The sequence below is a fragment of the Microcystis sp. M061S2 genome, assembly GCF_020245605.1.
Classification (GTDB): Bacteria; Cyanobacteriota; Cyanobacteriia; order Cyanobacteriales; family Microcystaceae; genus Microcystis.
Map to the genome: position 1 here is coordinate 25,338 of NZ_JADBUP010000152.1, position 13,892 is coordinate 39,229.

8 protein-coding genes and 1 pseudogene are annotated in these 13,892 nt (G+C 42.5%); 4 read left to right on the forward strand and 5 right to left on the reverse strand.

What is annotated here, in order from left to right:
- Positions 1–5 precede the first annotated feature (5 nt).
- Positions 6–1,340, forward strand: a complete 1,335-nt coding sequence (locus IM475_RS22050; RefSeq protein WP_287657880.1) for a flotillin family protein — start codon at positions 6–8, stop codon at positions 1,338–1,340.
- 176 nt (positions 1,341–1,516) lie between these two features.
- Here IM475_RS22050 and hemL read toward each other — a convergent pair whose 3' ends face one another.
- Positions 1,517–2,818: a glutamate-1-semialdehyde 2,1-aminomutase gene (hemL, locus tag IM475_RS22055; protein WP_287729142.1), complete on the reverse strand. Its 1,302-nt coding sequence runs from the start codon at positions 2,816–2,818 to the stop codon at positions 1,517–1,519.
- A gap of 421 nt (positions 2,819–3,239) precedes the next feature.
- On the opposite strand from hemL, the gene dnaN reads away from it, so the two are divergent.
- On the forward strand, positions 3,240–4,388 hold the full coding sequence (dnaN, locus tag IM475_RS22060) for a DNA polymerase III subunit beta (RefSeq protein WP_002739977.1): 1,149 nt from the start codon (positions 3,240–3,242) through the stop codon (positions 4,386–4,388).
- A gap of 158 nt (positions 4,389–4,546) precedes the next feature.
- Here dnaN and IM475_RS22065 read toward each other — a convergent pair whose 3' ends face one another.
- From IM475_RS22065 to IM475_RS22075, 3 genes are all read right to left on the reverse strand, one after another.
- Entirely contained in the window at positions 4,547–6,598 is a 2,052-nt protein-coding gene (locus IM475_RS22065) for an FAD-dependent oxidoreductase (protein WP_287729143.1), read from the reverse strand.
- Positions 6,599–6,842: 244 nt separating this feature from the next.
- Positions 6,843–7,406, reverse strand: a complete 564-nt coding sequence (locus IM475_RS22070; protein WP_287729144.1) for a Uma2 family endonuclease — start codon at positions 7,404–7,406, stop codon at positions 6,843–6,845.
- 57 nt (positions 7,407–7,463) lie between these two features.
- Positions 7,464–8,990: a bifunctional aminoglycoside phosphotransferase/ATP-binding protein gene (locus tag IM475_RS22075; protein WP_287729145.1), complete on the reverse strand. Its 1,527-nt coding sequence runs from the start codon at positions 8,988–8,990 to the stop codon at positions 7,464–7,466.
- 1,107 nt (positions 8,991–10,097) lie between these two features.
- Here IM475_RS22075 and IM475_RS22080 point away from each other — a divergent pair.
- Entirely contained in the window at positions 10,098–11,912 is a 1,815-nt protein-coding gene (locus tag IM475_RS22080) for an EAL domain-containing protein (RefSeq protein ID WP_287729146.1), read from the forward strand.
- 392 nt (positions 11,913–12,304) lie between these two features.
- The gene (locus IM475_RS22085; RefSeq protein WP_287672588.1) at positions 12,305–13,306 is read left to right on the forward strand and encodes a phosphoribulokinase; all 1,002 of its coding nucleotides are present in this window, start codon (positions 12,305–12,307) and stop codon (positions 13,304–13,306) included.
- A 52-nt stretch (positions 13,307–13,358) separates the two neighbouring features.
- On the opposite strand, the pseudogene IM475_RS22090 reads toward IM475_RS22085, so the two are convergent.
- A pseudogene (locus IM475_RS22090) lies at positions 13,359–13,760 on the reverse strand (LuxR C-terminal-related transcriptional regulator); the annotation flags it as partial.
- Between the last annotated feature and the right edge of the window lie 132 nt (positions 13,761–13,892).

Sequence of the window (13,892 nt, forward strand, 5' to 3'; positions counted from 1 at the left end):
TAACTATGAATAGTCAAAATAATTCCTATCTCATCCAAATTAATCCCAACCAATACGACAACAATAACAATAACAGTGCTGGCAATTTATTATTGAATAGTGTTCCCATTGCTTTATTGATATTTCTGGGGGTCGGTGCGATTTGGTTTATCAATTCTTTTTTGTGTATTTGTAAACCCAATGAAGTGGTAATTCTGAGTGGGATGAAACGCAAATCAAAAGATAGACAGGATGCAGGTTATCGAGTAGTATCGGGGGGTCGGGCGATTCGTATTCCAATTTTAGAAACCGTTAAACGCATGGATGTCACCACAACCCCGATCAGAATTGAGATTAAAAATGCCTATTCTAAGGGCAATATTCCCCTGAATATAGTGGCAATTGCTAACGTGAAAGTTAGTTCTAAACCTGAAATAGTCGGCAATGCGATCGAACGATTTTTAGATCGAGATCGAGAAGAAATTATTCGCGTAGCTAAAGAAACTTTAGAAGGAAACTTGCGGGGTGTAGTCGCAACAATGACCCCCGAACAAGTGAACGAAGATCGCCTAAAATTTGCCGAAAGTATTACCAGTAACGTCAGTCAAGATCTGTTTAAACTCGGTTTAGAAATTGATACTCTCAAAATTCAAAATGTTGCCGATGACGTGGATTATCTTAACTCCCTCGGACGGGAAAGAATCGCTTTAGTCATGCGTGATGCTGAAATTGCCGAATCAAATGCCCTCAATGAAGCTGAACAAATAGTTGCGGAATGTGAGGAACAGGCAACCGTGGCTAAAACCCGCGATCAAATTATCATTTTAGAGCAAGAAAACGAGTTGAGAAAGTTAAAGGCAAAACTGGAACAACAGGCAAAATCGGAAGAAGAAATAACTATTGCTGCCGCTAAGGAAAAACGTGCTATAGTTGAGGAAAAATTGCAGCAGGTTAGGGCAGAATTGGAAAGATTACGTCTCCAAGCAGATCAAGTTTTACCTGCAGAAGCGCAGCAGGAAGCTGAAACTTTCCGCGCTAGAGGAGAAGCGGCAATTTTTGAAGAAAATGCTAAAGCTGAAGCCTTGGTTAACGAATTATTCGCGGAAGTCTGGCAAAACACCGGCAGCGAAGCAGAAGCAATTTTCTTGATTCAACAGTTAGAAACTATCCTAGAAGAAGCGATCAAAATTCCTAAACGATTACACCTCGATCGAGTTAATATCGTTGATAATGGTGATGGTAAATCCCTGGCTACCCTGATCAAAGTCTATCCCGAAATCGTCAATCAATTCCTCGCCAGTGTCCATCAAACCCTCGGTATTGATGTAGTGGGAACTCTCACCAATAAAATTGAAAAATAGCAGTCAGAAAACCTACTAGACAGGCCTTCTAAAATAGATTGTTACCGAGATCGAGCAGGGTTAAAACCGCACTCGATCTCACCGATAAGAATCCCCGTCTTTTGCAAGCGGGGAGATGTCAGCTCATCAATACTTGGGACCCTATCAATCGATTTTCCCAGTCGAAGCGGCATTAACTATAAACTTGCTAAAACCTCCTTAGCGGCGGCCAAAGTCCGTTCGATATCGGCCTCTGTGTGAGCTAAAGAAGTAAAACCAGCTTCAAACTGGGAAGGAGCTAGATAAACGCCTCTTTCTAACATTCCCCGGTGAAAACGACCAAATTTAGCCACATCGGCCTTTTTGGCATCTTCATAATTATGCACGGGGGTGCCAGTAAAAAACATCCCGAACATGGCACTGATATGACCCCCAGAAACGCTGTGACCAGCATCTCTAGCCACTTTCAGCAGCCCTTCAGTTAAGGATTTGGTCACTTTATCGAGATATTCGTAGGTGCCGGGGCGCTGGAGTAACTCGAGGGTTTTAATTCCCGCCGTCATGGCCAAAGGGTTGCCGGATAAGGTTCCCGCTTGGTACATCGGGCCAGCCGGAGCCACCATCGCCATAATATCGGCCCGACCGCCGTAGGCCCCCACCGGCAGCCCACCGCCGATAACTTTGCCCAGGGTGGTTAAATCGGGGGTGATGCCGAATTTTTCCTGAGCGCCACCGTAGGCGATGCGGAATCCGGTCATTACCTCATCAAACATTAACAGGGCCCCGTATTCCTTGGTTAATTCCCGCAATCCCTCTAAAAAGCCGGCATCCGGCACGATAAAGCCAGCATTACCCACCACTGGTTCTAAAATCACCCCGGCAATCGAGTCGGGATTTTCGACAAAGAGGGCTTTTACCGCTTCCAGGTCATTGTAGGGGGCGGTTAAAGTGTTGTTAGTGGTGGTTTTGGGAACCCCCGGCGAGTCGGGTAGGCCCAGGGTGGCTACACCAGAGCCAGCTTTAACCAGGAACATATCGGCGTGACCGTGGTAACAGCCCTCGAATTTGATGATTTTATCCCGGCCGGTAAAAGCCCGCATTAAGCGCAGGACGGACATACAGGCTTCGGTGCCGGAATTGACAAAACGCACCATTTCAATGCTGGGAACGGCATCAATCACCATTTCAGCGAGAATATTTTCCTGGACACAGGGAGCGCCAAAACTGGTCCCTTTGTCTAGGGCCTGGTGTAGGGCGGCAATCACTTCGGGATGGGCATGACCACAGATAGCCGGCCCCCAAGTTCCCACATAGTCGATGTATTCGTTACCGTCCACGTCGCGAATATAGGCCCCTTTGACGCTTTCAAAAACGATAGGTTGACCACCGACGGATTTAAAGGCCCGCACGGGGGAACTTACACCCCCCGGCATTAATTTTTGAGCGGCTGTAAAGATTTCTTTCGATTTTGTTGTTTGATACGAAGATGTGCTAACCAATCCTGTCTCCTTGTCTATTTGAGTCTATCGATTCCAGGGAATGCCCGGAGTTTTGTTTTGTTAATTTCCTGCTGCTTGTTCCATTTTAAAGATCACCAGCCTACATTTTACGCAATTTTTTCCCTAAGAAAGGCGCTGGTCGGCTCAAGTCTCGGCTCTTCTGGGTTCTGTGTGATAAGTTTAACTTACTATATGATCGATCAATCTTTGTGTCCTCTGTGTCTCTGTGGTTCCTTCCACTTTGACAATTTTTCCACAATCTTTTCAGAATTGCAGTAAAAACCTAGCAATGGGCGAAGTTATTGCTATTGATAGATTTTAGACCGGAAAGAGCGATCGAAAAAAGCTCCGGTTTTCCACAGATTTTCCACAGGGGAATTCTTGCTATTATTTCTTAGCGTACAAAAAAACTATTCCTGCTATGAAATTTACCAGTAGTCAAAGCGAACTCAACAGCAATTTATCCCTAGTTAGTCGGGCCGTTGCCAGTCGTCCTACCCATCCGGTGTTGGGAAATGTTCTCTTTTGTGCCGATGAGGAAAAGGGCGAAATTAGCCTGACTGCTTTTGATTTGAGTTTAGGGATTCGCACCAGTTTTCGGGCCGAGGTGGTGGAAGGGGGCAAAATTACCCTGCCGGCAAAATTACTTAACGATATTGTCTCTCGTTTGGGAGAGGGGGAAATCACCATCTCTGTGGAAGAAAACGAGAATGATGAGGAGCATAGTCTCGCTTTCCTGAAAACTGCCTCGGCACAGTTCCAAATTCGCGGCATGAAGGCCGATGAGTTCCCAGAATTGCCCACGGTGGCCGATGGAGAAATTGTTAATTTACCTATAGTTGCCTTGACAGAGGGACTAAAAGGTGCTTTATTTGCCGCTAGTGGCGATGAAACTAAACAGGTGTTGACGGGGGTACATTTAACTAAAACCGTCGATTGTCTAGAATTTGCCGCTACAGACGGTCATCGTTTAGCGGTGGTACAAACTCCCCTAGAGGAGGTGGAAAGTGCCTCTGGTGGCTTTAATGTCACCATTCCGGCCCGGGCCCTGCGAGAATTGGAAAGAATGATGGCAACAAAACAAAATATCGAGACTATTACTCTGCACGTGGATGATTCTCAAGTCATCTTTGAAATGGGGGAACAGAGGTTAACCAGTCGTAAGTTAGAAGGGGCCTATCCCACTTATAATCAGTTAATTCCTAAATCCTTCGAGCGTTCTTTGGTTTTAGACCGCAAACAATTAATCCGTTGTTTGGAATTAGTGGCGGTTTTATCGGACCAAAAGAATAATTTAGTCAAGTTTAGTCTCGATAGCGAAAATGACCGTTTATCCCTAGCGGTGGAATCTCCTGATTTAGGTAGTGCCAAAGAGTCCATGGCGGCGGAAATTCAGGGAGAAAGTGGCGATATTGCCTTTAATGTTAAATATTTAATGGACGGTTTGAAGGCTTTACCCAATAATGATATCCAAATGCAGTTAAATGCTAGTACCCAACCGGTTATTTTTACCCCCTTGGGAGGTTTAAAGATGACCTATTTGGTCATGCCAGTACAAATTCGTCAGTAATTTTCCCCTAGCAATTATAGAAGGAGAGGGAGACTTTTCAGCTATCAGCTTTCAGCATTTGTTTGCCAATTGATTAGGCAGTTTTCTAGTTATTATCACAGTCCGAGTCGCTGACTGCTGACTGCTTAAAGACTCCTGACTCCCCCAATTCTGGTTAATTAATACCAATCATCCATCGACCGGAAAATTGAGGCATCGGGGAACACAGTTGGATTACCACTAGCGTCGATTTTTTGCCGTAATTCTCGCAGTTGTTGATTGCCGATGAGAAAATCACTTTCTACTAATTGATAGGGCAGTACATTATTATCTAAAGCATACACTGCCGTGATGCCAGCAGCTACCCCAGAGGACCACTCGAAGGAATGGACACGATAGGCGGCCGCGGCAATATGACTGAGAGCGATACTTTTACCCGCTATCAGTAAATTATCGATTTTTTGGGGAATTATAGCCCTTAAAGGGATCTCGAAGGGGTAAGCTTGGCCCTGTCCCTGTCTTTCTCCTGCTTTTTCTGTATTACCTGGTTTTTCGGGGGGATGTTCCGTCATGCAGGGATGAAAATCAATCGCATAGTGACCGATACCGACGGAATCGGGGTAAATAGTCGATCGCTTGCGTTTAACGGCCTGATCGGGGGATAATGTGCCATCAAGTACGGAAAATCCCTCTAATCCTGCCAAGGTGGCAATTAAGCGCCGATATTCTGCTGGAGAAAGATTTTGACGATAGAAATCGCTTTGAAAATTTTGTCGGGAAATATCGATTTCTGTGACGGTAAAACCAGCGGGGAAAGTCAGGGAAGGACGACCGATAATCCGTCTTGCTTCCCGAATATAGGGATATTTCGACAAACCGTGGGCAGTTCCCATGGGAGAATCAAAACCGGAGAGATAACGGTTATTCAAATGGGGAACTTTTACCCCGTCCCCTAACTGGGAATCGGTGGTTCCTTCTACTAACCAATAATAGTAGGAAATGGCGTGTTCTTCGCCCCTCGCGAGGGTTTCTGTGCGTAATCCTCCCATCCATCCCCCCGGAGATAACTGTCCTAACTCTTGCAACTGTTCACGGGTGTAGATAAAGTTATCCTTTGCAGTCCCCGGACGATAATCATTTCCCCAAGTCCAATTCTGCATGGAGATATCCCCTGGGACGGGTTCGGTAAAAGTAATTCCCCCAAAGGTTTTCTCTTTACCCAGTTGTGGACTCCAGATACGACGATAGGTGAAAACTAGGTCAAAATCGGCTAATCGCGGCAATTCATAGCTAAAATAGGGGGCATAGCGTTCATAATAAACGGGTTTCTCTTGGGTTTGTGGTTTTTCTGTTTCCTCCATGGCGAAGGTATAGGTAAAGCCTTGGGTACAGTAGGGGTCGCCAGTGACGCTAGAGGAAGAAGGTTCGAGATAACTGCGCTTATCGACCCCTAAACGGTAGGGAATATCTGATAATCCGATGATTTCCCCGGTTTCGGTCGCTTCAATCACATACCAATCTGCTAATTGATTCGGTTGGGAGGATTTGGGGACAAAACGGAGGATTTTCTTATCAAAACGGGGAGAATTTTCGTAGCGATAGATATCCTCCATTTTTTGCGATAAAAACTCGGTATTTAGGGGAGGAGTACCTTTTGCGGGACTATGTTGAATAGCAATTACACTGGTAATCTGTTGACCAGTGCCGCGATTGGGTAAAGTTTCAAGATTTAATTCTTTGACTACCGTGGAGGGAAACCATTTCAGGGTTCCTTTGCCTTTTTTGGCAGCGTCTTCTAACTGTTGAAATAATAATTTATGTCCATCAAAAGGCAAAAAACAAGACCCGCTTACCCAACATTCCCCGGGGTTGCGTTTGCCGTAATGCTTTCTAATTCTTTCCCTAAATTCTAGATAACCTTTCGGGAAAAATAATTTTTCTCTTTGTGTCCGTCTTTCATCTAATGCGGAAGTTCCCTGAGAAGATATCTGTCCCCCCACCCAGTCGGTAATCTCGGTTAAACAGACGGTTTTTCCTAATAATAAAGCTTCGTAGGCCGCACCGGCACCGGCTAAACCACCACCCACCACCAGAATATCACAGCCGACGGTTTGATCCGGTTCTCGCGGGGGGGCTGCTAGGGTAAGGGGAGTGAAAGCTTGTAGGAGAAATAATCCCAGAGAGAGGGATTTAAGAGGAGTAAAGTGATGATTGAAAATTTTAGGTGACATTATTGACAAATATCAATGTTGTGACTGAGAGTTTCCTCTTTCTTTGAAGAAGTAGCCAGAGAATCTGTTCCTGAAATCCTGATTCTTTTTTTTGGGCGATATTGAAAACTTTGTAGCTTGATGCTGGCTTTTGAGAGATTATACACCTTCAAGCTGACAATCGATCGCTTTTCTGGAAATGTCTTGACAAAATAGAGATAGCCTGATTCGGTGTCATTCCCTTTGTTATTCCCTGTAATCCTTCCTAAGTTAAATGCAAAACAAACCCGGGTAACACATCTTCCCCGGATAAAATAGCAGGTAAATTAATAATTTCCACATCGCTATTTAGTCGGTAGATTTCCACCTGCTGCTGTTGCGGATTAATCAACCAACCTAAACGTAAACCACTAGCTAAATATTCACGCATCTTGTCCTGTAAAGAGGTTAAGGAATCAGTACGAGAACGTAATTCAATCACAAAATCAGGACACAAAGGTGGGAACTTTTCTCGCTCTTCTGCGCTCAAAGCTTCCCATCTCTCCCGTTTTATCCAAGCAACATCAGGAGAACGATCTCCTCCATTTGGTAAACGAAAAATTGTCGAAGAACTAAAGACTTTACCAGAATTACTTTGACGATTCCAAATCGTTACATCAGCAATTAAATCAGCTTCTCTATTACCGCTATTTCCACCCACGGGAGGCATAATTAATAATTCTCCTTTTTGATTACGTTCTAAATTCCATGTTTGATTAGCCTGACAGAGATGATAAAATTGTTCATCAGTCAAATTAACTGTCTCTAGATTTAACACTACAGTTTCCATAATCGCTTCTCCTTCTTGCTACTTTATAAGAATGGCTATATCGTGATTAATCTCAACCTATTTACCTAATTGACTCTCTAAAAATTCTGACCAATGGGGGTTAGTAGTGTCTAGGGAAATTAGATAGGGTTGTTCTTTTTCATGAAAAGGTTCTGTTTTCTCAATTTGGGCATTTAAAACCTCGATGGTAGCGTCAGAAATATCACCTTTTCTAGCGGCAATCCGTTGTTTTAAAACTTCTATAGGTGCGTGACAATGGACAATATGAAAAGGAATATGTAAATTTTGGGCATAGGTTAATAAGGGTTCTCGCCAAGCATATTTATCGTAGCGTGCATCGAGAATAACCCTATAACCTAAAGCTATTAAAATTTCGGCTAATTCTGTCAGTCTAGCGAAGGTTTTTTGACTCATTTCGAGACTATATATGTCTAGACTTCCTGCTTGATTTAAGTCAATTCCAGCCAAATGTTTGCGAACTGCATCGGAACGAATCTGAATAGCATTAAGATTTTTAGCAATTACTTTCGCTATGGTACTCTTACCCGATGCAGAAAATCCCGACATTAGAATTAATCTCGGTTTCTGCGGTTGTGTGTACTGCCAAGCTAATTGATAATAATCCTGTGCATTGGCTTTAATTTTCTCGGAAAAAGTGTCACCATCAAGCAAAAAACTATTGACTTTTGCCCTCACATACGCTTGTCTAGTCAGGTAGAGAGGCAAGACTTTTAAACCCTCCCAGTCGGCGGTTTGTTCTAAATAAGTATTCACAAATAAATTAGCGAAATCTTCTCTCCCTCTAGCGGTTAAATCCATCGCTGTAAAAGCAATATCATACATGACATCAACGAAGCGAAAAGATTCATTAAATTCTATGCGATCAAATAATTGTATTTCTCCCTGCCACTGACAGATATTATTTAAATGTAAGTCGCCGTGACATTCGCGAATCATCCCTTTTATTTGTCTTTCTTCTAACCAATCTCGGTGTTCTGCGAAGAATTTATCTGTATAAGCTTTCGTTTCATCGTATTGTTTTTGGGTTTGGACAAAATTAATATATTTCTCGGTTTGTTGGTAGTTTTCATCAAAAGCTTGTTTAATAACTTCTAAATTGCCAAATTGAGTAATATGGGAATTAGTCAGAGCTTGTCGATGAAATCCTGCCACTTTTTCAGCCAAAGATTTTATAGCTTTTTCCGTTAGTTCTCCCCGTTCAAAAATTTTACTCAGTAAACATTCTTGGGGGAACTGATTCATTTTTAAAATGTATTCGATCGCCTTTCCTTCTCCATTTAAACTTATGCGACCCCGTTGCTCATTAATTGACAAAACTTCCAGATAGATATTGGCGGCAACTTTTTTATTTAACTCTAGTTCCTGTTCTAGATAATATTTTCTCTTTTCTAAAGTGGAGAAATCTAAAAAATTATAATTAACTGGTTTCTTGACTTTATAGGCATAATCTCCTGTCAAGAAGATAATGGAAGCATGGGTTTGGATAATTTCAACGGGAATTTTGACAGAATGAGGATAAAAGTCGGGATTTTTTAATTCTTCGATTAATTGGTTGCTATCCATAGCAAGAACTCCTCTGGGGTGCATCTTATTTTTGTAAATCTACTAAGTTGGGATTTTTCAAGGGAACCCCTCGGTTAAAATTGGGCGTTATTTCTGATTTTATCACTCAATCTTTGACTCTTGGGGGATTCTACCCCCCAAACCCCGTTGGTGAGGACAGGACTGTGAGTACAGGTCGCGCAGTTTCAGATGTCCGTGGAGGAAGTACCTCTTGCAAACGCTGGAAAGCATTAGCTTGACAAGTGGGATGCTGACACTGGTAGCATACATTTGTACTAGTTTAAGGATGACTGATAAGTAGTCGTGCAAAATTAATTTCCTAGTCGAGACTCCGAGACTCCGAGACAGCTATCAGGGATCAGATTTGAGTTCACTGTTTACTGATCACAGCAAAAAGCGTTCAACTGACCCCTTAGATGTGTAATTAATTTTGCTTAGGTACTTAATTGCTGATTGTCGGTAAACTGTTGACTATCTAAATTACTCGTTAAGACTGCATGGGAACGGGGTCAGCTTTAAACGAAGGAATTAGGGGTACAGTTAGCTTGAGATAATTTTGGCGCCGGCTATTCCTTCTTAAGTTATATAGCTCTCTTATTCTTTGTGTGATAGGTTTAACTTAATATAGAAGCGATCAATCTTTGTGTCCTTTGTGTCTTTGTGGTTCGTTCCAGTCGCTCACTAGCAGGACTGTGTCTTAGAATATATTTTACCCACCAAACCCAAGAGAGCCGTTATAATTATAAGTCCCCCCCCCAACAGTTTGAAGAGCGATCAAACCCTTATCCAATATTTACCATCAAAAAGCAAGCATTTAGCCATGTTATCGACTATGATCGGCCTAGAGCAGAATTTGAAGAAGTACAAGGATTTTGGTTTACCCAGGCCTTGAAACCAGAAGATGTGACACAATTACTGTTAAGTAACTGTTCCGAATCACACCCAAAACTTTATTGAGAAGATAAATTAACTTAAAGACGAATGAGCCATGACTTTATCACACCCAAAACTTTATTGAGAAGATAAATTAACTTAAAGACGAATGAGCCATGGCTTTTGAGGGAGCATATTAACTTATATTTTTAGTTTTGTCGAGGTGCCGAAAAAATGATTAATAGTTCATCTAATTCCCGTTATCTCCTCATTGTGGAAGATCCCCAAGGTAGAAGAACAATTCCCCTAGAAGAAATGAAATATTCTCTCGGACGTAAGTCCGATAATCAAATTGTTCTTCGCTCCAAACACGCGTCTCGCTATCATGCGACTTTAATTAAAAAGAGTATTGATAGCCAAAAATTTTCCTATTGGATTCTTGATGGTGATTTAGAGGGAAATAAAAGTCATAATGGTATTTATGTCAATGGGTCTAAATGCTTAATTCATGAATTAAAAGATGGTGATTTAATTAACTTTGGCTGTGATATAAATGCCAGTTTTCATTTAATAGCCAGTCAAGCAAAAATAGAGCGAGAATCAGTTGAAAGTCTAGGACAGTTACAAGGGAACCCTACGGAAAATGAAACCCATTCTAGCGATAATGACCCCCATGCAAAAAGTACCTTAATTCTCCATCAAGCTCCATCGCAAATCATAAGTTTTAATAGCAAGATTCAAGAGGAATATTCTTCGGTTGTTCTCACGGATTTACCTAACCGTTCTCTCTTTAATGAATATCTCTCAAGTGCTATTAATAATGCCTGGAAAAATAATAAACTGATCGGACTGTTATTAGTGGACGTAGGGCGGCTAAGAAATGTCAATAATAAACTAGGTTATCGACTGGGAGATAAACTATTAAAAATCTTAATTGAACGTTTAAGAAAAAGTTTGCGATCAGAGGATATAGTCGCCCATTGGAGAGGGTACGCATTTATTATCCTGCTGCCAGAAATTAATGATGCTAATGATCTAGAAAAAGTTAGTCAAAGAATTATTAAAACCCTAGAAAGTAATTACGAAATCGAAAATCACTCCCTAGTCGTGCGATTAAGTTTAGGTTCAGTTATCTATCCCCCCGACGGCACAGACAGGAAAGCAATATTACAGAAACTGGAGGAAAATTTAGTAGCAGTCAAAAATAATATAAATAATAACTCCCAGATAGAGTCAGTTAATGTTCACACCAAAAATACTCGTAGTTCTAAAGTTGAATATTTTCTCTATCAGGCAATCAGAAATAATGAATTAGCTCTTTACTATCAACCGCAAGTTAATATGACTCAGGGGCAAGTGGAAGGATTGGAGGTATTATTGCGCTGGTTACACCCTCAATTCGGATTAATCGCTCCTAATCGTTTTTTACCCTTAGTCGAAGAAAGCGAGTTAATCCTTGAGCTTAATCGTTGGGTGCTAAAAAATGCCTGTCAACAGGCACAAATATGGCAGCAGCGAGGGTTATTATACACTCCCATCTCGATCAATCTGTCCCCACACCAATTGCGCGATCCCCAGTTGTTCACCACCCTAAAAGAAGTCTTGACTGAAACCAAAATCGGGCCTTTCTTTCTGGAGATGGAAATAACCGAGACAAGTTTACTGGAAAATAGCCGCGAAACTGGTCGAATTCTTGGGGATTTGCAGAAATTGGGTATTAGTATTACCCTCGATGATTTTGGCAGCGGCTACGCTTCGATCGCCTATCTCGGTCAATTTCCCGTGAAAAAACTGAAAATAGAGCAATCTTTAACGAAAAAACTGACTAATACTCCCCAAGATACCCGTTTTATCTCGTCATTGCTGGCGATAGCGAAAAGTTTTAACTTAATAGCGATCGCCAAGGGAGTAGAAACACAACAACAATTAGAAATCCTGCAAGAATTAGGTTGTGAGAGAATGCAAGGCAATCGCATCAGTTGCCCCCTAGCAGTGGAGGAAATGACTACATTTCTCCACACCCACCGCACCCTCTCAGTTGGGGATTAGGAGTTAGTCCCGATGAAAAAATTTTCACCAGCACAGATGAAAGAGGTTTCTTTCCCCACATCCTACACCCCACACCCTCTTTCCAGTCAGGAGACAGGAGACAGGAGACAGCTTTTGTGTATTCTCCCCACTTGCCACTCGCCACTTGCCACTGATAACTGATAACTGATAACTGATAACTGATAACTGATAACTGATAACTGATTTTGGCCACTGATTCCGGTATGATCTGAACAGAGAATCTAGTATTAAATACCTACTCATTCTAGCGTGAGGCTCTTGCCGAACCTGTCAGCAGCAGAAATTTTTGGCGGCGGGGTACTGCTGGATCCAGAGTCTGGTTTAATTACATACTATGGGTTAACAATTAGTTGTGTATTTAGAGGGAAACTATGGCCAATAAGCCAGAGCGCGTGGTTCTAATCGGTGTAGCTGGGGACTCCGGTTGTGGGAAGTCTACTTTTTTACGTCGTTTGACGGATTTATTCGGGGCCGAGTTTATGACAGTGATCTGTTTAGATGACTACCATTGCCTCGATCGCAAACAGAGAAAAGAGGTGGGTGTCACCGCACTCAATCCGAAAGCGAATAACTTTGACCTGATGTATGAGCAGATTAAAGCTCTCAAGGAAGGTCAAGCCATTAATAAACCTATTTATAATCATGAAACGGGGATGATCGATCCCCCCGAAATCATCGAACCGAATAAGGTAATCGTGATCGAGGGACTGCACCCCTTATATGATGAACGAGTCCGGTCCCTATTAGATTTCAGCGTTTATCTCGATATTAGCGATGAAGTCAAAGTTAACTGGAAAATTCAACGGGATATGGCCGAGCGCGGTCACACCTATGATGATGTGATGGCGGCTATTAATTCTAGAAAACCGGATTTCAGTGCCTATATCGATCCCCAAAGACAGTACGCTGACGTGGTGATTCAAGTGCTGCCCACCCAATTACTTGAAGATCACGAAAGTAAGTTACTACGGGTCCGTTTAATCCAGAAAGAAGGGGTAGAAAACTTTGAACCCGCTTATCTGTTTGATGAAGGTTCCACCATCGATTGGCGGCCCTGCGGTCGTAAATTGACCTGCGCTTATCCCGGCATTAAACTCTACTATGGTCCAGATGGCTTCTTGGGGAATGAAGTGTCGATTCTGGAACTAGATGGTCAATTCGATAACCTCGAAGAAATGATCTACATCGAAAGCCATTTGAGCAAAACTGGCACTAAATACTACGGTGAAATGACCGAATTACTGCTCAAACACAAGGATTATCCCGGTTCTACCAATGGTACGGGTTTATTCCAAGTGTTAGTCGGTCTCAAAATGCGTGAAACCTACGAAAAACTAATGGCCGCTGAATCAAAAGTGGCAGCCCAAGTCTAGTTTCTAGTTTTGACCGAGCCGGCATCCTACCCGGGTAGGATGCCGGTTTTTTTTAACCCACTAATCCCGATCGCAGGGCCAGCACTGCCGCTTGAGTCCGATCATCCACAGAGAGTTTATTTAAGACATTGCGGACATGGGTTTTCACCGTGCCGATGGTGATATAGAGTCGCTCGGCAATCTGAGCATTACTACAACCCGCGACAATCAGATCGAGAATTTCTCGCTCTCGTGCCGTTAGGGGGGCATTTTCCAGCAATTGGTGATATTCTCGGTCAACGCCTTGAATTATCACTGTTTTGGTCCCGGCAGCCGCACCGACGGGAACATTTTGGCGCACTTGTTGCAGAACAATATTGGCGATCGCAGGGTCAAGCCAATGATTGCCTTCGTGGGTGGAATAAATCGCCTCGATTAACTTATCAATGCTAATATCCTTCATACAGTAGACATCTCCAAAAATTTGTAAGTCAGTCACAGCAAGGAAGACAGGCAGATTAGACCAAGAGTCAAAATTAGCTCTAAAAACCGATTAATCAGGGTTTTAAGAGACAAAATCGAATTTTGACGGAAAACTATGGCTAAT